Below are 24,261 nucleotides of genomic sequence, written 5' to 3' on the forward strand. Positions count from 1 at the left end.
ATACTATTCCAAAATGGTACTTTACTTTTAAATTAGTAATACTATCATTTTTCTATGGATATATAGTAAGAAGTAATGCATGCATAGTGTTAATTATAATGTGAACAGTAATTTTGTGTCCAAAGATAACAGTTATATATCCCCCTTTGGGGATGGGGGGCTGTATTTACTGTTACTGGTTAAGGATAGTGCTACTGACTCTTCCCCTTCTTCCAGTTCAACCACATCTAATAGTTTATCTTTGTCTAGTAAGTTATTACAAAATTTATATGTAGAGTATAAGTTTGATATCTACATAGGAGTAGAACCAGATATTTTTGAAGATGTTTTTTTGCATTCACATGTTATTGATTCTGGTTATAAATTTTCTGAAAATTTTTCATCGGTTATTAATAAATGTAAAACTGAATTTACTAATAGAATTGATATTATTTTGGCTGATTTGTGCTCTGTTTTTGATTTTTTTAAGGAAGTAGAAAATGATTGTACAAATGTAGATATCATAATGGAAAAAATTTGCTCTTGTTTTTCTAAATATGCTTATGAACTAATACCTAAATGTATTGATTTTTTGCGATCTGATATTATCCCTGTAACGGTAAAGGCAATCCTTGATTATAAGGTTACATGCGGTGATTTTGCTCGCAAGATGACATATCCTGAAATGGAGCAATTATTTTTGCATTTTGTTTCTCACTTAGAGAAATTAATTGCATTCAGAATAATGAGGTATTGGGGGGATTTTCGTAATAAAAATAATTCTATATTGTCTTCAGTTGCAGATGTCTATTATAGATATAGGAACCCATTTGTTTATTATCATAGTCGTGATGAAACTAGTGTTCCTAGTATTAGTTTTCCCGCCGCATTTATCAATAAGTTTGGAGAATATGTTTCCTTTTTGGCTATTGCTAAACTCGATGAGTTAGCTATTAATTTTTTTCGAAAATTAAGCAGTATATCAAAAGAGATTATTAGTTATAAGTGTTTCTACATTTGTAATCATAGCGATTCTGTTTTTGGTGATCTTAAAAAATTACATGAAACTTTGAGCGATTATTTTAGTGCTGTAATAAAAAAAGAATTTGATAAAAAAATAATAAAAATAGGTATTAGTAATGTCATTAGTAGTTTTTTAAATGAGTTAGTGATATGGAATAAAGAAGGTATAGAAACTAATAGGTCATTGGATGTTTGCAGTGTTATTGAGTATATTAGAGTTTTTTTATTAGATACTTATACTTGTGATGCATGTAAAATTATTAAAGATTTTGAAGAATCAATTTGTTCATCTGTAAAAATTTTTTCAAGAGATTGGAAAAATAGGTTGGGTTTTGATCTTCATCCTAAAGATAATTATAAAATTTCTTCAGTGAGTAGAAAATTTTCTATTAAGTATAGAAATGCTATTAGGTATAAGTTTCTTACAATGTTGGATGAAAAACATGAATTTTCAGATGGTACAATTATTAGTATGATTCACTGGGATAAAATCTCGAAAAACCTATTTCCTATTGCCCAGGAAACGGTTAGACATATTGTTGATACCGAACATGGGGAGGTATGTAGAATTTTATATAATGCACGTGTAGTAGAAGATGTTTATGCGTTTGATGGTTCTTCTGCCGGTACGAGGAAGATTACACTTGATGAAATAGATACAATTTTGAAAATCTCTACAGACCGTTTGTACAACAAAAATAGAGATTTATGTAGTAGGATATGGAGAGATTTAATTAACAATAATTTATCAAAAGATACTGATTATGGATTAGTTGAGACCACCAAATGCATGTTTCCTAGTTTAGATTCTACATTGATGTGTTCATCTGATGATTGTGATTCATCAGTGAATGGTAAGTCAGTAAAAAATGAATTGCCAGTTGTTACTTTTGCACCAGTAGAATTTGAGGGTAAAAAGGGTAAAGTTATCAGTATGTGGGGGTTAAATTTACATGCCAGTGATAATAAGTTAGTTTCCTTTATTAGGAGGAAGTTCTCAGAAAAGATTAGACATCATCTCACCAAGTTATTTTCAGGTATGTTGAGAAGGAGAGCTGAGCTTCCAAGTGGCATGGTCCTTTGTGGTTCCTCTTGGACCTTTATCTCTTCTGAATTATTACCAATTGCTACAAAATCAGTTGAATCCATCGTTGAGAAGCAGTATGGAGAATTAGATGCAGTTTTATCTAATGCACGCGTAGTGAATGCTGAAGAAAGATATTCATCACCTCGTGTTAGAAAAGTTACTGATGATGAAAGAAAAAAACTCATGATCCGTGCTAAGAAACTTGTAGATAAAAGTTTAATTACTTCTATTAGATTATCCTGGTTGCGTGTAGTTAATAAATATTCAACAGATATTGGATATGGTTATAAAGAAAATTCTAAAGGTATTTATGGGAGTGGTAGAGAAGGAAGGTGGGGGGTTAAATTACGCTATATCGATAATGTTTCTATTTTAAATGCTAGGAGGAAATTTTCTTCTAGAATTAAGAATATTGTATATTATAAATTTAGTAACATAGTGAAAAATGAATATAGGCTTAATGACGGTACTGTTATTGGTGCTTGGGCTTGGTTTAGAGTAGCCAAGAAATTATTTCCAATTGCTAAGGATGAAGTTAAACACATTATTGAAGATAAAATTAAGGAATTAGAAAAAATTATCTCTAAGGCTCGAGTAGTAGTAGATTCAAAAATTGATAGGGAACTTACAGCTGAAGAAAATAGAATTGTTTTGGAAAATGTTATGAAGCTTGTATTTAATTCATTAAAAATTTTATTTAGGAAAACCTGGGAAGATGTAATTTCCCCCTTAAGAGTTAATTATGTTGATATTGTAGATACTGTAACTTCTAATTGTGAGATTGATTGTATTGGTGAATTAAATTCATCCTCAGTTAATGTAGCTCATGGTGCGGAAGCAGGTAAGGTAAGTAATGATTATGATTCTGTGGTTAAACTTTGTAATGAAGATGATCTTGCAATTTTGAATGTAAGAAATGAATTTTCTCGTGAGATTAATAGACGCATCAGTAATAAGTATAGTGAAATTATAAATAAGAGGTATAGGTTTGATGATGGTGCTATAGTAGGAGTATTTTCTTGGAGAAAGATGTCTAAAAGAATTTTACCTATTATTGAGAAAGAAATTTTTCCCATTGTGGAAAATGAGCGTGAAAAAATAAGTGGCATGTTATTAAAGTCACGTGTGGATATTTCTTCGCCTGATTGTTTGGGTGCAACCAGAATAAGGAGAGAACTTACATCTGAGGAAAGATCAATTGTTCTAGAAACTGTTATGAGCTCTGTATATAAACAGGTAATGTCTAATTTTGCTCGTTTATGGAATAGAATTATTAAATTACCATTGGTTAGTTTTAGGGATCTTAATGAAGAGGTTAAATCAGAGCTTGATAATATTAAATTAGAGCTTATTGGGAGTTTAGGGCCATTTGTGGATGAGGCTATTAATTCAATGTCATTAGATGTTTATATCTCATCTCCAAGATTGGATTATATGAACTATAACGCATATAATGTTGTCGCGGAAAGAGGATATAATTTATTTAATGAAGGAGGTTTTATTAACAGAGTAGAGTCATTATTGCTAAAAGCTCAAGTTGTTGATTTTAATGGAATATATAGATTTATTAATGATAAAGAGAGGAAAATTATATTTAAAGAATTTATGAATATTGTTGATTCTGATATAGATTGCCTAGTTAAGAAGCGTACCAGTAACCTTAGTAATAAGATTTTACCTATGACAAAGGATTCATCTGCAGAATTATCAGTTTATTGTATGGATAAATTTAAGTCTACCAAAGATTGTAGAGACAATATTGATGTTTATAGTACTAATTTTTCATTTTATGATCACTCTTACGCTAAGAAGAAGTTATGTAAATCATAGATTATTTATTAGTACTGATAATTTTTATTTTCAGTGTAATTTAAGTTATTACCTATTTAATAAAAGAGGAGGTTTTATTAACGTGGTATAATTATTTTACGCTTATGGATGTTACCTCATCAATGTATTTGATAGTAAATTAGGTGCTCTATTTGTGGTGTTCTTATTAGATTCCGGTGATGGATTTAGCAGTCTATAAAAACTATATTATGTTTTATGCTGGTAGACTATGTTATTAAAATAAGTGATTTATCATAGATGTAAGTGAAAAAACGTGATTTAGTTTTTAGTCAGTGATATTGTTGTTTCTATATAAATGGAATATGGTGAGACGTATAGTATGTATAATATAAGTACCCATAGAAACGTTTATGATCAGGGTGATTGTGATGTATCGTCTGTTGGATCAAGTTGTCAATCCTCGCTATCGTTGGTAGTTTCGGATCCTGTTGATCCTTCTGTTAGTAATATTGCTTCCACTGATAATCCACTTTCGCACAATGAATTATTACAAGATATGTATGATTTTTGTGGTTATGTCAGTAATTTTGAAAAATTATCAGAAGATTATGATGATAGCTTTTTGCATTCGTATTCTATTAAACATGGGTATAAATTTTCCGAGTTTTTTTGGTCAATGTTGGACAAGCTAAAGATAAACTTTATTGATAAAGTAGATTCTATTTTAATTGATTTATGTGGCAGTTTTTGTTTTTTTCAGGAAAATTTAGAAGGTTGCTTTGATGCTAATATAGTATTTTTAATGAATAAATCTTGTCTTACTTTTTCTAAACGTGCATACAATTTGATATCTAAATGTATTGATATTTTGAGGCATGAGATTGTCCCCATAGCTATAAAAATTATTACCGAAGCCACTGTTATTGATGGTGAGTCTGAAAGTAAAGTTACCTACCCTGAGATGGAAAAATTATTTTTGTATTTTATTACAAGATTGGAAAGATTGGTGATGGCTAAGGTGAAAAATCATTGGTCTAAGTTTTATAATAAAAAAAAAGACGCTTTATTATCAATTTCAGATATCGATTACAGCAATCCTTTTATTTGTGTACACAATTTATACAAAATTAGTCATCCCATAACTAATTGCCCAGCTGCTTTTACCAATAAATTTGGTGAGCGCATTTCTTTTATAGCTGGTGCCAAACTTGACGATATGATATTGAGTTTTATTGATAATTGCAATGATGTATTAAAAGAAGTTATTCATTATAAGTGTTCCTATATTTATGGCTACAGTAGCAATACCTGTGCTGATTTTGTAAAATTGTATGATTCATTGCGCATTAATTTCTATAATTTAATAGAAAAAGAATTCAATAAAAATATACTAGAAGTAAGAATTAAGGATAGGATTGTTGATTTTTTTAATAATTTAGTTATATGGGGTAAAGTTAAAATAACAGAAAGTGATGTAGTATTGATTTTTGACAATATTATTAGGTACATGAAAAATTTACTAGTTGATAAATCTACCAATAGTGCCTGTAGGATTATTAGAAATTTTAATGAATCTAAATCTTTAGCTATAAAACGTTTGTTGAAGGATTGGAAGTGTAAGTGGGGTGTTAAAATACATCCTGGGGATATCAATAAAATTTCATCCATCAGAAAAAAATTTGCGGCCGAATGTAAAAATAATGTTAGGGACAAGTTTTGTGAAATGTTAAAAGAAAAACATAAGTTTTTAGATGGAACGGTTATTGGGATATTTAATTGGGATAAAGCATCAAAAAATATGTTTCCAATTGCTCAAGAAACAGTTAGGAATATTATTGATGTGGAACGTGAAGAGCTATCTAATTTTTTGCTTAATGTGCGTATAATTGATGACGATAGTATATTTGACGGGTCTTCTTATTCCGTAAGGAAAGCTACATCTGAGGAAAGGGAAGAAATTTTTAAAATATCTTCTAATTTTATTTATGATAGTAATAGAAATTTATTTCGTTTAGTATGGAGAGATTTAATTAGAAGTTCAGCTGATAATATCTCAAAGGATATTTGTGATGATTCTTTAGATACTATTAATTCTGCACAAAATGATTTACCGGTAGTTACTTTGATGTCAGCAGATTTATTGGGTAAAAGAGACAAAATTATTAATATATGGGGATTAAATATACATCCTGATGACAATAAAGTAATTCTTTTTGTTGTGAGGAAGTTTTCTAATAAAATTAGATTCCATCTCGCTGAATTATTTTCTGGTATGTTAAGAAGAAGAGCGGTACTTCCCAGTGGTATAGTGCTGTGTGATTCTTCTTGGACTATTATTTCTTCTGAACTATCCGAGATAGCAATAGAATCGGTTAGGTCTATTATTGAAAATCAACTTGCAGAGTTAGATATAGTTTTATCTAAGTTGCGTGTATTAGATGCTAATGGAGGTGATTCTTCTTGTATCATTAGGAAAATTACTAATGATGAAAAAAAAGAGCTTATGCTACGTGCCAGTAGGATTGTAGATAGAAGGCTAACCTCTGCTATTAGATTGTCGTGGTTGCGTGTAGTTAATAAATCTTCAACAGATATTGGATATGGTTATAAAGAAAAGTATCAGGATGTAGATAAATTATTTGTAGGAGGAAGTTGGGGAGTAAAGCTTCGTTATAGTGATAATGTTGCTATCCTTAATGCTAGGATTAGTTTTTCATCTAAAATAAAGGATGTTGTATATGCTAAGTTTAGTAGTATGATAAGGAATAAACATAAATTTAATGATGGTACCTTTATTGGTGCATTTGCTTGGTTCAGGGTGTCACCTAAACTATCTCCTATTGTCAAAGAAGAAGTTAGAGCTATTATTGAGGATGAACAAGAAGAAATAGAGAAAATTATATCTAAGGCCCGTGTAGTAGTTGATTCCAAAATAGATAGAGATCTTACTAGTGAAGAAAAGTCTACTGTTTTAGCAAACATTATGAAGCTTGTGGACAGTGCTTTAAAAACTTTGTTCAGGAGAGCATGGGATAGCGCAATTATTTCTCTAAGAGATAATTCTGTTGATGTTGTAGATTTTGTATCAGTTACTAATTCTGAAGACGATAGCACTGGTGGTAATTTTTCTCAATCGGTCAATACCTTAGATTGTAAAGAATTAGATTTAGTAGGTAATAAAGATTATCGGTTGAGAGTTAAACTTTGTTGTGAAGACGATCTTGCTATTTTAAATACAAGGAGGAAATTTTCATCTGAAATCTATAGTTATGTTAGTAATAAATTTAGTAAAATTATGAAAGAAAGGTACATACTTGATGATGGAACTGTTGTAGGAACATATCCATGGAGAAAGGTATCGAAAAAAATATTTCCCATTGTTAAGGATGAGATTCATGCCATAATAGAAAAAGAACGAAAGGAGATAAGTGATATATTATTGAGATCACGTGTAGATATCTCTTCACTAGATGTTCATGGTACTACTAGAATAACAAGAGTGCTTACATCTAATGAGAGATCTGAAGTTATGGAAACTGTTATGAAATCTGTATATGAAAAAGTAACAATTAATTTGAGTCGAATATGGAATAAGATTTCCAAGTTACCACCTTCGTTACGTTTGCGAGATCTTAGTGGGGAATATAAATTGGAGTTAGATAATACTAGGTTGGAATTTATTGGTGCTTTAGGTGGGGTTGTTGATGAACATGTTGATTCATTGTTGTCTGGAATAGGTGAGGTAAATTCTGATTTTCTATATGATGTCTTGTCTAAAAAAAGCAATTCTTTTTTTAAAGAAGGTGGGTTTCTTGGTAGGGTGGAATCATTGTTGCTAGAAGCTAAAGTACTTGATGCATCCGGCAATTGTAGTACTGTTACTTGTGATGAACGAAAGTATATACTTAAAGAATTTATTGATATGGTAGATTCAGATAGAGATTGCCTTATTAAAAAGCGCGTTGGTAAATTACATAATGTGTCTTCTCTTGGAGGATTGAATTTACTTGGTATGTCTTCAGTTAGTAGTGTATATGGGGAGTATAAATGTCATGATGGACGTAAGAAAGTTATAACTGCTTATGGTGTGGATTCAGCTCTTTTTGATCATTCTTATGCTAAGAAATCATACTACGGAACTTGATTGTCTAACTTACTATTTTTAATAGTGTAATATGTAGTAAATGTGATGTTGTTTATTAGGGTATATCGTTGGTTTTTAATGTATTGTTTGGTATTTTATTTTGCATGAGTATAATAGTAGATGGTATTTGCTTTGTATTTTCTACTTTTAGACAAGTCATGCTTTTAATGAGGTAAGTGGTGTTTATTTTATATTACAACTAAAATAATTATAAGAGATTATATTAAAATCACGTAGAAGAAATTATATCTCATGCAGGTGCAGTAATTGATCGAGAAGTTGATCATTAATTAATGCATTACATTCCAAAAAATTTTTATATTTTTATGTGATATTAAAAAATATTTTTCATGGTGTAGTATTAACATTAATACTAGCAAAGTGCAAATTTATTTGTTACTTGAATATAACTGCTAAATTATTATATGTGGTTTGGTGAGGTATATAAATGAAGTTTGGCAATGTTATGTAATTATGGTGCCATAATTTTATGAGATGATATAATTTTTTAATGAATGATTTTTCTTAATGCTGTATAAACGTTATTGCTATGAACTTATCAATTTATAGTTTATCTTTTTTGTGATAGTAATTGGTGATGTATAGTAGATTACGAGTGAGTTTTACTTGTTAAGTTTTGAGTTGTGATTTATGGTTATGCGGTGGTAGTAACTCTGGAGGTTAATTGTCATGTGTATTATCTCGAGGGATTTGATTGTATCTATGTTAGTTAAATATAGCAATAAATATTATAGGCACAATGCAATGGTTGGTCAACTGTTGTAATTATCAAGCGATATGTATCTGGGCGGATTATTATAGTGATGTGTAGTAATTAAACCTACAGTATTTTTTGAGTTGCTAAGCTTAATCTTTGAGATTAGTTAGTGTAATAAAATACCCTATGTTTTATGTTTGCTTTTGATTAATAATACTTTTGTCATTGTTTGAAAAATTGTATAAAGATGTGTGTTATGCGTTTTCACAGCATTAATGTAAATAGTAATAATTTTGCTCAAGTTGACAATGATTTTTCATCTGTTGATTCTGATCTACCTATTTCTAATGATATCTCATTTATATCTTATCAATTGCTTCAAGACTTATGTGTTGGATATGGGTATAGCAGTGGTATTGAAATGGTATCAGAATGTTGCAATGATGATTTTTTGCAAGAATATGCTATTAAGTGTGGATATGTATTTTCTGAAGATTTTTTATCAGTTATGGATAAGCATAAAATTAATTTTATTGGTAAAGTCGATTCTACCCTTACCGATTTATATGGCAGTTTTTACCATTTTTTAAATGAGTTAAACGAAAATAATGGAAGCACTGCAGATTTAATGAATGAGACTACTGTTTCCTTTTCTAAAAGAGCATATGATTTGAGGGCTAAGTGTGTTTGCATTTTGCAATGCAATATTATTCCTGTAACAATAAAGAGTATATTTGATTCAAATGTTATTGACATAAAATCAGAATTTAGAATGTCTTATTCCGAGATGGAGAAATTGTTTTTATATTTTGTTACCAACTTGGAAAAGATAATCATGATTAAGATAATGCAGTGTTGGCGTAGTTTCTATGATAAAAGAGATTTATTATCTTTAATTCCTGAGGTTGACTACAGTAATCCGTTTGTTTGCGCTCGTAATTTTAATGGAGTTACTGCTCCTGTTATTAATTTTCCAGCTTCATTTGCAAATAAGTTCGGTGCATGTATTTCTTTTATGGCTATTGCTAAAATTGATGAAATGATGAGTGATTTTATTGATAAATGCAATTATGTATTGAAAAAAAATATTTTTCATAGATGTTACTGCATTTTTAATAGAGGTAGTACTGTTGATGATTATGTTAAGGAATTACGTGATAAATTTAGACTTTTGTTAGAAGAAGAATTTGAAAGAAAAATAATAGAAGAAAAAGTTAGATACAGGTTTGGAAATTTTTTAAATGATGTATTGATATGGAATAACATTGAGAAAATAGATAGAGTTTTTATTCTTAACAAAATTATTGAGCACATGCATGATTTTTTAGTAAATACTGGTAATAGTGATTTACATAACATCATTAGGTTTTTCCAAGATGGAAATAAGCTCGGGGTGTATATTCATCCTGATGATGATTGTAAAATTTTATCTATAAGGATAAAATTTTCTGCTAAGGCTAGGAAAGTTGTTAGGGATAAGTTTTGTGCAATGCTGAAGGAGGAATATAAATTTTTAGATGGTACAGTTATTGATATAGTTGATTGGGTTGATATATCAAAAAAATTGTCTCCTGTTGCTCATGAAGCAGTAAAACATCTTGTTGATGCTGAGCGTAAAGAGCTATCTACGATTTTATCCAATGCTTTTGTAGTAGAAGACATTTGTGTATTTGACGGATATTCAGCTGGCACTAGAAAGGCTACGCATGAGGATATAGCTACCATTACAAAAAATTATATCGAGCTTGTACATACAAAAAATATAAATTTATACAGTAGGGTTTGGATGAAATTAATTGTTGGCAAGAAACATAATATGTTGAAGTCACTGGGAGTTGCTAGTGAATTTGTGGAGTCTGGAGAATCTGTATCTTCTGTTACAGATAATATAGTAGGATCTGTAGCTACTACTGATGGTGATGATTCATTGATGGATAGTTCTTCAGTAAAAATTGAATTTCCTGCTATTATTTGGGGACTAAATCTCCATCGTGAAGATTATATGAGCATTTTGGGTATTAAAAGAAAATTTTCAATGCAAATTAGAGATCATCTTACCGAATTGTTTTCTGGTATGTATAGAAGGAGAACTGTACTCCCAAGTGGTAGAGTGTTGCGCAAGTATTCTTGGGATCTTATTTCTAGTGAATTATCTGAAGTGGCGATGAAATCACTTGAGTCTATTAATGAAAATAGGTATACAGAATTAGTTAGGTTTTTAGCTAAGGCTCGTGTAGTGGGTGTTAATGATAATTCTTGTTCATCCTGTGTTTTTAGAGAAATTACAGATGATGAAAAAAATCATTTCATGAGATCAGCTAGAGAGTTTATAGATAAAAACTCAAGGGTAGCTATTAAAACATTGTGGTCCAGGATGGTTAATAAATCTTTTATTAGATATGGGTATAAAGAAAAGTATCAAGATATCGATATAGTTGATTTAGAAGGAAGTTGGGGAGTTAAGCTTCGCTATAGCGATAATGTTGCTATTTTGAATACCAGAAAGAAATTTTCATCTAAGATTAGGGGATTTATATATAACAAATTTAGTTGCATTGCCGAGAATTCACGTAAATTTAAGTCCCCCAATTATATTGGAGAATTTTCTTGGTTCAAGGTTTCAAAAAAACTCTTTCCGATTGCTAAAAATGAAGCTAGTCACATTCTTGAATGTGAACGAAAAGAATTGGAAGGAATTATATCTAAGGCACGCGTAGTAGTTGATTATAAAGTTGACAGAAGTCTTACCGACAAAGAAAAATCTACAGTCTTAGAAAACATTATGGATCTTGTGTATAGAGCATTAAAAATTTTATTTAAGAGGGTGTGGAATGATATAATTAGGTGTAATGTAACTGCTAATTTAAGTGATAATTTAATTGAGGTTAGAGATCGTGTGGTGGCTAATGTTTCTGATATAGATAGTATTATTAAATCATCTCCAGCATCTGTTGATATTATCGAATTAGAAGAAGGCTACATAAAGGATGGATATAGAATTAGACTGTGCTATGAAGATGACGTTGCTATTTTAAATATAAGGAAAAAGTTTTCATCTGAAATACATAATTGTGTAGGTAATATATTTAGTGAAATGATAAGCAAAGGTTATAAATTTAACGATGATACTATTGTAGATAAACTTTCCTGGAGAAAGGTATCTAAGAAAATTTTCCCCATTATTAAGAAAGAAATTGATCCAATTATAGAAAATGAGCGTATGAAAATAAGTGATGTATTATCAGAATCGAGAGCTTGTATTCTTTCTTCTGATGGTTCTGTTTCGGCTACAGTGACTAGAGATCTTACATCTGAAGAGAGGTCATTTGTTCTTAAAAACATTATGAAATATGTGTATAAACGGGCAATAATTAATTTGAGTAGAATGTGGAATAAAATTATTAGATTACAGTCCATAAGTTTAGTTGATATAAAGGAACCGTACAGATTGGAAGTTGATAATATTAGGCTAGAATTTATTGGTAATTTGGGAGCAATTGTGAGTGATGCTATTGATACATTATCATCAGGCATTGATAAAATATTACCTAACTTGGAGCATATAAATTTTAATGCAAGTAATCTTGCCAATGAAAAGAGCCGTTCTTTATTTAAGAAAGGAGGATTTCTCAGCAGGGTAGAGTCATTATTATCTGTTGCTCAAGTTATTGATTTATATGGAAAGGATAGATTTATTACGGATGAAGAAAAGAAACGTGTACTTAAGGAATTCTTGGATATTATTAGCTCCGATGTGGATTGTCTTGTTAAGAAACGTGTTATCGAAAAGTTCAGCGATTCGTCTTTACAATATAAATAGGAGTTATTAATTAATTGGAGCTATTTTGTTGTTATTTAGATGTTAACGAATGATGGTTTATTACTGAAAGTAGTATCATAATAATTCTTCCATCTTTTGTTACTAAATATGCAACTTCTTATGGTGGTAGCTTTAATGTTTTGGAATAGTAATAAACGTAGATATATATAAGTTAACTTAGTTTTTATGGAGTAAAATCGCTCTTTACTTTTTAGGTGATACTAATATCATACTAGTGTTGGCTTGTCATGTAGAGATATGTGGATGTATAACATAAATGCTAGTGGAAACAGTAATGGTGTTAATCAAGTTGGATCTCACGGGTTGCCGGTTGAAATAGGAGATACACGTGCACTGCAACTAGAAGTAGTTTCATGTCCATATCCTATTACTTCGACTTTTTCCGCCATTGATACTGTTGACGGTTTTTCTTTGTCAAATAAATTATTACTACAGGATTTATGCATTGATTATGAGCATAGTATTGATATAGAAGTAATATCTAAAATTTGTGATGATGATTTTTTTCAAGAATATGCTGTTAAGAATGGTTACATACTTACTAAACATTTTTTATCAGTTATGAATAGACATAAGTTGTATTTTGTAGATAAGATTAATTCAATTTTAGTAAGTTTATCTAGTAGTTTCAGGTTTTTTTTGAAAAATTTAGAAAATAGCAACAAAACAATTAATGAAATTTGCTGTAATGAAGTTTGCTGTTTTTTTTCTAAAAATGCGTATAAATTGGTGCCAAAGTGTATTAATTTTTTACAGTCTAATGTTGTTCCTGCAACAATAAGTAGTATTTTTGAATCTAAGGTTGTTGATGGAGATTGTGATCGTGAGATGACTTATTCTGAGATGGAAGAATTATTTTTATATTTTGTTTCATCTCTAGAGAAATTAATTATGCTTAAGATAATGAAGTACTGGCATGATTTTTGTAATAAGAGCGATTCTCTATTGCCATTGATTGCTGGTCCTAGTTATAGTAATCCGTTTATTTGTGCTAGTAATTTCGACGGAATTAGCGTAATCAAATTTATTTGCCCGGCGTCATTTAGCAATAAATTTGGGAAATATATTTCCTTTATGGCTGTTTCTAGAATTGAAGTGATTATGCACAATTTTATTGTTAAGTGTAATTATGTACTTAAAGAAATGGTAAGAACTAAATGTTCTTATATTCGTGATTGCAGTAAGGCTTATTATAAATTTAATGAATTGAGGTACAAATTTAAAGTACTAGTAAAAGAAGAATTTGATAAAAAAATTATAGAAGAAGGCATAGAGTATAAATTGAGCAATTTTTTGAAAAATGTAGTGATATGGGATAAACAAGAGGACATAGAAATAAATAGATTATTAATTTTTAACCGTATTATCGAGCACATGAGAAATTTGTTAATGTCTACTGTTACAAGGGATGTGTACAGCATCATTAAATGTTTCCAAGAAAAATTCCTTTTGTTTAAAAATCTCTCAGTAACTCATGGTGAAAATTTAACTGTTGTGAAACGTTCATTAATGGGTAGTAGATTTTTAGATGCTATAGAATACAGGTGGGGGCTAAGACTTCATCCCGAAGATGATAAACTTATTTTGTTTATTAGGAGAAAGTTCTCAATACAGATTAGAGATAATCTTACTGCGTTGTTTTCTGATATGTTGAAAAGTGGATATGTGCTTCCAAGTGGGAGAGTGTTGCGTAATTGTTTTTGGGTTTTTGTCTCTGATGAATTGCTCCCAATTGCCATAAAATCTCTTGAATCTATTATTGCTGATCAACATGAAGAATTAGATAGGGTTTTATCTGAAGCACGTATAGCAAATTTTAATGAAAAAGATCTTTCTTCCTATGTTATTAGGGGGATTACAGAGAATGAGAAGAATGATCTAATTTTACGTGCCAGGAAAATTGTAGACAAAAGGATAAAGGTGTCTGCTAGGTTGTCTTGGGGATATGTAGTTAGTAATTTTTCAAATCGCATTGTATATAGCTATAAAGACATGCATCAAGATGTTAATGGGATAGTTATAGCGGAAAGGCTAGGAGTTAAACTTAGACGTGTTGATATAGTTGCTATTTCTAACGCTAGGAAGAGGTTTTTGCCTAAAATTAAGACTATTTTGTATGATAAATTAAGCAATATAGTGAAAAATAGACATGAATTTGATTTAAGTGCTTCTATTAATGATTTTACTTGGATAAAGGTATCTAAGAGACTTCTTGGAATTGCTAAATCTGAAGTTAGACACATTATTGAAGATGAGATGGAGGAGTTAGAAGAAATTATATTTAGGTCCCGCGTGGTTGTTGATTGCAAAGTTGATCGTGATCTTACTGACGAGGAAATTTACTTTGCCATGTTAAATGTTGTTAGGCTCGTCTTTAATGCATTAAAAAGCTTATTGAAAAAAGTATGGGATGATGTAGTTGGTTCTTCTGGGTCTGATCTTACTGATGATAAAGTCTCTAATGTAGGTGCTGATTCTGATGTTGTTTGTGTTGGGGATAATTCATCATCGCTTAATGGTTCTGGTGGTATGGAGGTTTGTTATAACGATAAAAATGGTGATTTTATCGTCAAGATTTGTTACGAAGATGATTTTGCTATTTCATATGTAAAGAAAAGGTTTTTATGTGAAATTAATAATCGTATCAGTAAGAAGTATAGGGAAATAATGAGGAAAGAGTTCGGCTTTATAGGTGGTGATACTACCATAAGTATGTATTCTTGGCGTAGTGTATCTAAAAAAGTGCTTCCCGTTATAAAGAAGGAAATAGATCCAATTATAGAAAATGAACGTGCAGAAATAAGTTGTATTCTGTCAAATTCATCTGTTTATGTTTATCCACTTGGTGTTTTTGGCGGGAAAAGACTAACGAGGAAACTTACCCAATATGAAATTAGTATGGTTCTAGTAACCATTATGGATTCTGTGAGCAAACAGGTGATACGTAATTTCAGTAGAATATGGAATAAGGTTATCAAACTTTCGTCTGTAGGTTTGAGAGATATTAAGGATGAATACAGATTTGAGATTGATAACATTAGGGTGGAGTTTATTGGAAGTTTGGGTCCAATTGTTGATGAGGTTGTCGGTTCATTATCTCCAGATGTAATGTTAACATGCTTGAGCAATGTAATTTTTACTGTATCCAGTATAGTTTTGGTAAGGAGCCATAATTTATTTAATAATGGAGGTTTTTTAAAGAGGTTAGAGTTGTTATTGTCTAGTGCTAGAATTGTTGATTTGTCTGGAGATGGTAGATTTATTACAGATAAAGAAAAGGAAGTTGTGCTTAGAGAATTTATGGATATGATTGATTCCGATATAGAATTTCTCATTAGGGGAAGAATTAGTAAGTGGAGGGATCTGTTTTTATCATCTGTCTGATCATCTCTTTTTTTATTTTTAATTAATATATTATTATTTTTGTGTTAGTTGCTTGATATTGGTTGGTTTGGTTGTTGTGTATCGTCTCTTGAAGTAGTACCTGATCTTTCTTTAGTTGGTCCGTAGATTTGTGATTATAGTTTGTTGCTGTGTTGTAAATTTTCACGGTATTTATTTTATGAGCATAGTTGTAAAGATGATGTTAATACTTAATCATGTTTTTATGACGGCTTTTCGTGTAGGGGTGCGCCCTTAAGCGTGCTTATAGGTTTGCTGGCATTATAGGTTTACTGGCAATTTCTTATCATCTATTAATGATTACGAAGTTGAAGTTGCGAAAGAGGTTGATTATATTTTATCCCTGCCTTATGTAAATTTTTATTTTTACTCAAAATTAATGATAAAAATTATCATCCTATCATTATATTAAGATATCAATTATATTGATCTATTTATTTGTTAATGTAATTTTAATAGAGATAGTGTGCCAGACATTTTTTGTCCATATGATTTTTACAATATGTTTGTAGAGTATATTTTTTTGTGGCTATTGATAAAGTATTCGATATGACTAAATATTTTATTTGTGAGTTGCATATTGTATTTAAAAGTATTGGCTATTGTAGATGCTACATTATTTGTAATTACAGTCACAGATTTCGTAATTATCATTAAGGATTGTGATATAAAGTTAATATTTTAGTAGAAGGGGAAATTGATAAAAAAAATTATAAAATATGGTTATTAGAGGTTTTTACTATTTTTCTGAACGGCGTGTTCTAATGTCTGGTAGTTTTTCTGCCATAAGAGGAATGGTAGTGGTGAATATTAAGTTTGATGATAATTTAAAATTTCATCCGTTAGAAAGAAATTAGCTGATAAATCTATGAAAACTATTAATGATAAATTCAAAAAACATATTTCCTATTTTTCAAGAAGCTCTTAGGTGTATTGTTGATGAAGAACGTGCGGAATTGTATGATTTTTTGATTTACGTGGTTATATTGGATGGTGATGGTATAAGAAAAAGAAAATTTTCCCCTTATGAGAGTGGTAATGTCTTAGGAATTTATACCAACCGCCTAAATAGAAAAAATGTAAATTTGTATATCAGGATATGGATGAACTTATTTAGGAGTAGGAAAGTTATCATCTCAAAGGATGTTGATTTTGATTATGATAAATCGGCATTAATGTTTCCAGTTGATGGCAAAAGTGATTTATTAGTTGATACTATGCTAGAAAGCGAATGTCCTGTGGTTACTTCTGTGCCGATGGATTTGTTGAGTAAAAGAGATAAGATTATTAACATGTGGGGATTAAGTTTGCATCCTGATGATGATAAACTTATTTTGTTTGTTAGGATAAAGTATTCACTTCAGATTAAAGAGCATCTTGCCGAATTATTTTCTGGTATCTTGAGGAGGAGAATTGAGCTTCCAAGTGGTGTAGTTCCGCGTTACTCTTCCTGGTCTGTTATTTCTGGGGATTTATCTGAGATAGCTATTCAATCGATTGGTGCTATCATCAAGAATCAATATGAAGAATTGGATAGGTTTTTATCTAGAGCACGCCTAGTGGAAGTTAATGAAAGTGATACTTCTTCTTGCACTATTAGAATGGTCACAGAAGACGAAAAAAGTAATCTCATGGCACGTGTCAAGAATATTATAAACAAGAGGCTAAAGGCCATTATTAGATTATCATGGTTGAGTGTAGTTAATAAATCTTCAGAGGATGTTGGGTATGGTTATAAAGACAGTTCCAATATCATTTCTAGAAGAGTTACTGATGGAAGTTGGGGAGTTAAGCTCTGTCGTGCCCACAATATTGCTATTTTGTCCACCAGGAAGAAATTTTCATCTATAATTAAAGGCATTGTATATAATAAGTTTAGCAATATGTTAAAGAATAGATATAAATTTGATGATAATACTTTTGTCTGTTCGTGTGCTTGGTTTAGAATATCTAGAAAATTGGTTCCAATTGCTAAAGAGGAAGTTAAGCACATTATTGAAGAGGAGAGTATAGAATTAGAAAAAATTATATCTATGTCTCGTGTGGTAATTGATTGCGGAGTTGATAGAGAAATTACTAAGGAAGAGGCTTCCATAGTTTTTAAAAACGTTATGAATCTTGTACATAAGGCATTTTCAACGTTATTGAGAAGAATATGGGGTAGTGTTGTTAATTATGAATGTGATTCTGTTTCTGACTTGAATTTTACTGATGAGTTTCCACTACCGGTTAAGGCTTCACTACCTGTTAAGGTGATGGACTGTGGTGGAGTAGCTGCAATTAATAAATCCCATAACTTTAAAATCAATCTTTACCATGAAGATGATGCCGCTATACTTAATATAAGGAATCAATTTTCCCGTAAAATGAATAGGTTGATTAGTGATAAGTACAGTGAGATGATAGCCGAAAGGCATAAATTTGATGATGCTACTGTAGCAAGTGTACGTTCTTGGAAAGAGATTTCGAAAAAGTTGCTGCCAATTTTTAAGAAAGAAATTGCTCCTATTATAGAAAGCGAGCGTATAAAAATAAATGATGTGTTATTGAAGGCACGTGTAAATGTTTTTTCTTCTGATTGTTCTTTTGTGACAGCTAGAGAACTTACATCTGCCGAGAGATTTACTTTTCTTGGGGCTCTTATGAAATCTGTGAGAAAACAAGCTATGCGTAACCTATGCCGGATCTGGAATAAAGTTATTAAATTACCATCGTTAGGCTTGAGAGATATTAAAGAAGTGTGTAAATCAGATTTGGATTTTATTAAATTAGAATTTATTGGAAATTTGGGTCAGATTGTAGATGAGGTTGTTGGTTCATTATCGTCAGATGTTGATATGTCTTTATCTGGCCTAGAAGACATAAGTTTTAGTGCGTACAACATCGTATATGAAAGAAGCACAGTATTGTTTAAGGAAGGAGGGTTTTTGGGTAAAGTAGAGTTGTTATTGTCAGATACTCAAGTGGTTGATGAATATGGATGTGAGAGGAATATTACTGATGAGGAAAGTAATTATTTGATTAAAGAATTCATTAGTACTGTATACTCTGATATAGATTGTCTGGTTAAGAAGCGTATTGCTGAATTGAGGAGGGTATGGTTACCTGACTGTCAAAATAAATATGATATTAGCAAAATTGCTTATGTGGAAAATTTATATGGAGATGATCATTCATATTGCAAAAAGGGTATTTCGTCATAATCTGTGATACAGATGTTTTACTTATTTAGTGTTTATTGCAAATTAATATTTAATTGAAATTCAAGTAGCAGTATTGATCAAGCCGATGCTTTGGCTATTTGTTGAGGTTTGTTTGAAATATCCTTTGTTGTCGGTAGTTACCGATTATTATTTTTCATGGCAATCTGTTTGTAACTTTGCTGAATCTAGTAGTTCATGTCCACATAATAAATCGTACCATAATCTATGCTTATGGTAAGAATATATCATTAGTCTTAGTGCAATATCATAAGCTTGTGAAGATATTTGTTTGTAGTCATAAAATGTAGTGGTAACTTTAATGATGATTTTTTATAAGTTATGAATAAGTACAAGGGTGATTTTTTAGAGAAAGTTGGTTTTGTGTTAATTGATTTATGCAGTGTGGATTTACGCGTTGTGACTAATTAAAATTGTAATTTTAGTGATTTAAAAAACATATCATAAATGTGTAATTGTGGTAGATTTAGTTGATAATATTTGCTCTTCCTTTCCTAAGTGTGCATATGACTTGAGGTCTGAGTTTATTAATGTTTTGAGGCATAAAATTATACCTGTAACTATAAATGGAATTTTTTATTCTGAGGTTATTTATAGTGATCATGAACGCGAAATTACCCATCTCAGATGGGTAATTTATTTTTGTACTTTGTTTCTTTCTTAGAGAGGGTAGTTATGGTAAAAATGATGAGATATTGGTGTGATTTTATTAATAAGAAAGATATTATGTGATTTATCATTGATTCCAGGTGTTTATTGCAGTAATAAATTTATTTGTGCATACAATTTTGACAGGAATTAATATTCCTGATATTTCATTCCCAGATGCTTTTGTCAATAAATTTGGTTGTTTTTTATTTATGGCTATTACCAAAATTTATGATGGGATAGTTAGTTTTATCAATGTTTCAATGATGAATTGATAATAATTATTAGTTCCAAATGTTTTTGTATATCCAACTACATCAATATTGTCTATGATGATCTTAAAGGATTGCGTTATGAGTTGTTTTTTTGTAATTATGTCGTAGGAATTATGTATGTATAGTGTAAATTATCATGATGACAATAATTGTGTTGCTCAATATGATTTTAGTGTCAGTGTTTCTAATATCTCACCGGTTAATAGTTCGTTTTTACTTAGTCAACTGTTTCAAGATTTATGTGATGGATGTGGATATAGTATTAATAATATTGACTCAACATATGAAGTTAGTAATGACATTTCATTGAGTGAATATGCAATTAAATGTGGATATAAACTTCCAGATGATTTTTTATTAGTTATGATGAAGAACAAGAATAGCTTCGTGGAGAGAGTTGACTTTGTTTTATCTGATCTGAGTTGTGTTTCTAAATCAATAAATAGTTTTAATTTTTTTAAAAAATCAAAAAGTAGTAATGAAGACATTGCAAGTTCAATGAGTAAAATTTGCTCTTCTTTTTCTAGAAATTTATGTGATTTGAGGTCTAAGTGTATTAACATTTTACGCTATAATATTATTCCTGAAATTATAAAAAGTATTTTTGATTCAACTGTTATTGATGGTGATTGTGATCGTAAAATGACCTATCCTGAGATGGAACAGTTATTTTTGTATTTTGTTACTGCCTTAGAGAAATTGATTGTAGTCAAGATATTGTATTATTTGAGAGATTTTTGTAGTAAGAATAATGATCTATCGTCGTTGGTTTCACTTGTTACCTATAGCAATAAGTTTATTAGTTCCCAAGGTTATAATGGAATTAGTATGACTGATCTTGATTGTCCAGCTGCTTTTACTGATAAGTTTGGTAAATATACCTCTTTTATGGCCGTTGCCAAAATTGATGAGATTGTGGTTGATTTTTGGGGATCGTTAAACAATGTGTTGAAAAAAATTGTTGGTTATAAATGTTCATGTATTTATAATTACAGTGATAGTGCTCATGACGATATTGAAAAATTACTTAGTACCTTTAAAGTTTTAATAAAGGAAAAAATTGATAAAAAAATAGCAGAAGAAGAAATTGAAGATAGTATTAGAACTTTTTTAAAATGTATTTTTATATGGAGTAAGGCTGATGATATTGAAATAAATAGAGCATTGATTTTTGATAATATTATTGGATATATGCACAATTTTATATCAAAAAAATCTGCTAATAGTGTACTTGGTGTTGTTAGTTCTTTTAAGAAAAAATTGTTGTTATCTAAACGGCACTTAGTAACTTATGGTAAGCATTTGTCAACTATAGCTGATAGATGGGGTGTGAGGTTGCATCCTGAGGATGATTGTAAAATTTCATCTATCAAGAGAAAGTTTTCAGCTAAATACAGTAATGCCATTAATAATAAGTTTCGAGAAATTATAGAGATGGAATATAGGTTTTCAGATGGTACGGTAGTTAGTATGATTGATTGGGATAAGATATCGAAAAACTTATTTCCGATCGCTCAAGAAACAGTTAGATTTATTGTTGATGCTGAATGTGAGGAATTATCTAGATTTTTATGTGGTGCACGTATAATAGAAGATATTAATTTATTTGATGGATGTTTTGCCGGTACTAGAAAAGTTACATCTGATGAAATAGATAGTATTTTGAAAATTTCTGCTGACTATGCATATTGCAAAAACAGAAACATTTCCAGTAAATTGTGGAAGAATTTAATTAAGAGTAAGAGTAAGAGTAAGAGTAATAAATTTAATGTTTCAAAAGACAATTGTTTTTGCTCTTCAGTAGAACCTGTAACGGATATGGTTCCTGTTTCTTCTCCTTCAGTGCAAACGGAACTACCGGTAATTGTTTCGATTCCGGTAGAATTGTTATGCAAAAGAGATAAAATTATTAGTATGTGGGGATTAAATCTTCATCCCGATGATGATAAACTAATTATGTTTGTTAGAAAGAAGTTTTCAGTCCAAATTAAACATCATCTTTCTAGATTATTTTATGGCATGTTAAAAAATAGAACTGTACTTCCTAGTGGTACGGTGGTTCGTGATTCATCTTGGCTTATTATTTCTAACGAATTGTCTGAGATAGCGGCAGAATCGGTTGATTTTATTTCTAAGAATCAAAATAAGGAATTAAATAGAGTTTTATCTAAGGCTCGTGTAGTAGATGTTGATAAAGGAGATTCTTCGTATTGCGTTGTTAGAAGAGTTACAGATGATGAAAAAAATAACCTCATGTCACGTGTTAGTAAGGTCGTATGTAAAAGGTTAAATGCTTCTATTAGGTTATCATGGTTGCATGTAGTTAATGAATACTCAACAGATATTGGATATGGTTATAGAGAAAAGTATAAGGGTATTTGTGGAATAGCTAGAGAAGGTATATGGGGAGTTAAGCTTCGCTACACAGACAATATTGATATCCTAAATATAAGGAAGAAATTTTCATCTAGGATTAAATTTGCTGTACACGCCAAATTTGCTAGTATGATAATAAATAATCATAAATTTGAAGACGGTACTTTTATTAGTTCATGTGCTTGGTTTCGTATATCCAGAAGATTGTTTCCAATTGCTAAAGATGAAGTTAAATACATACTAGAAGAGGAAAGTAGGGAACTAGAAGGAATTATATCTAAGGCACGTGCAGTCGTTGATTCTGAATTGGATCGAGAACTTACGGATGAAGAGAAATTGACCATCTTGGGTAATGTCATGAAGCTTGTAAATAAAGCTCTGAAAAATTTATTTAGGAATACGTGGGAAGGTGTAATATTTTCTTTGAGTGGTAATTGTGTAGATATTAAAAATTGCGTAGAAATTTATAATTCTCAGGCTAATCGTATTGATGAGGTGATAACGTCGTCAGATTGTTCTCTTGCTGTCGAAAAATTTGATGTATGTAATAAAAGTGATGATATTAAAATCAGTATTTGCTATGAAGATGATCTTGCTATTTTGAATGTAAGGAATAAATTTTCTCGTATTATTACTAAATGTATTACTGATAAATATAGTGAGTTGATAAATAGAGGTTATATATTTAATGAGCGTACAGCTCTTAACAAACTTTTTTGGAAAAAAGTGTCTAAAAAGATGTTGCCTATTATAAAAAGAGAAGTTGATCCAATTATGGAAAGTGAACGTACCAAAATAGGTGACCTGTTGTCAAAATCACGTGTAGATATTTCTCTTCTTGGTAGTATTAGCAAAGATAGGGTAGTTAGGGAGATCACACTTGAGGAAAGGAATATGATCTTGGAAAGTATTATGAAACTTGTAGACAAACAGGTAATGCGTAATTTTGGTCGAATATGGAATCGAATTATAAAACTACCATCGGTTAGATTGAGACATATTAGGGAGGAAGATAGATCAGAACTTGATAGCGTTAAGTTGGAGTTTATTGGGAGTTTGGGGTCAGTTGTAGATGAAGTAGTTAGTTCTTTATCTTCTGGTGTTGATTTGTCTTTTGCTTGCTTAGATGATTTGATATCTAATATATCTAGAATTGTGTCTGAAAGGGGGCATAATTTATTTAATGAAGGCGGGTTTCTTGATAGAGTGGAATTATTATTGTCATGTGCACGAGTGGTTGAAATTAAAGGTAATGATAGATTTATTACTAATGAAGAGAAGAGGTTCGTACTTAAAGATTTTATGCATATGATTGATTCTGATATTGATTGTTTAATTAAGAAGCGTATTATCAAATTGAGTAATGTGTTTCTTTCTGCGAAGTAAATTCAATTTGATGTGTTTCCAATAGCTACAAATAATATGGATCATCGGTGGTTGTTTGTTGGTTCTGTTGTTTAATTTTAATGATCATTTCTAAGTGTAAATGTTTAGGGATCGTCATATGTCTATTCATACAATTAATAAATCTATATCTACATCGGTAGTAGTTTTGTTGAAATAAATGACAATAATAAATAATTTTTTCAGTTGCTATGACGTTAATATCAAATGTAATGGTATATGTTATTGCGTAAGTATGTTTAATTTACATGTCGTATTTTTTATTGTATGTATCATTGTAAATATTGATAGAAGTTTAGTATGACATTTTTGTTATGAATGTAGATATTAAATAATGTATGTCTTAGTATGC

At 30.3% G+C, this 24,261-nt stretch carries 8 protein-coding genes; all 8 read left to right on the plus strand.

Annotated elements, in window-relative coordinates:
* The first annotated feature begins 115 nt into the window (after positions 1–115).
* The 8 genes from Arg41_RS04175 (at position 116) to Arg41_RS04205 (ending at position 23,891) form a co-directional block, all read left to right on the plus strand.
* Positions 116–3,919, plus strand: a complete 3,804-nt coding sequence (locus Arg41_RS04175) for a hypothetical protein (protein ID WP_157722266.1) — start codon at positions 116–118, stop codon at positions 3,917–3,919.
* 340 nt (positions 3,920–4,259) lie between these two features.
* Positions 4,260–8,024, plus strand: a complete 3,765-nt coding sequence (locus Arg41_RS04180; protein WP_092343524.1) for a hypothetical protein — start codon at positions 4,260–4,262, stop codon at positions 8,022–8,024.
* 974 nt (positions 8,025–8,998) lie between these two features.
* Positions 8,999–12,562, plus strand: a complete 3,564-nt coding sequence (locus Arg41_RS04185) for a hypothetical protein (protein ID WP_092343525.1) — start codon at positions 8,999–9,001, stop codon at positions 12,560–12,562.
* Between the two features lie 264 nt (positions 12,563–12,826).
* On the plus strand, positions 12,827–15,967 hold the full coding sequence (locus Arg41_RS04190; RefSeq protein WP_092343526.1) for a hypothetical protein: 3,141 nt from the start codon (positions 12,827–12,829) through the stop codon (positions 15,965–15,967).
* A gap of 737 nt (positions 15,968–16,704) precedes the next feature.
* Positions 16,705–16,842: a hypothetical protein gene (locus tag Arg41_RS08165; RefSeq protein ID WP_172792666.1), complete on the plus strand. Its 138-nt coding sequence runs from the start codon at positions 16,705–16,707 to the stop codon at positions 16,840–16,842.
* A 24-nt stretch (positions 16,843–16,866) separates the two neighbouring features.
* A complete protein-coding gene (locus Arg41_RS04195; RefSeq protein ID WP_092343527.1) occupies positions 16,867–19,188 on the plus strand; it encodes a hypothetical protein in 2,322 nt (773 codons plus the stop codon).
* Positions 19,189–19,663: 475 nt separating this feature from the next.
* Positions 19,664–19,870, plus strand: coding sequence for a hypothetical protein (locus Arg41_RS04200; protein WP_092343528.1), 207 nt, complete (start codon positions 19,664–19,666; stop codon positions 19,868–19,870).
* A 376-nt stretch (positions 19,871–20,246) separates the two neighbouring features.
* The gene (locus Arg41_RS04205; RefSeq protein ID WP_092490500.1) at positions 20,247–23,891 is read left to right on the plus strand and encodes a hypothetical protein; all 3,645 of its coding nucleotides are present in this window, start codon (positions 20,247–20,249) and stop codon (positions 23,889–23,891) included.
* Positions 23,892–24,261: the final 370 nt, after the last annotated feature.

Origin of the sequence: Candidatus Ichthyocystis hellenicum (assembly GCF_001460935.1) — a bacterium.
In the GTDB taxonomy this organism is placed as follows: Bacteria; Pseudomonadota; Gammaproteobacteria; order Burkholderiales; family 2013Ark19i; genus Ichthyocystis; species Ichthyocystis hellenicum.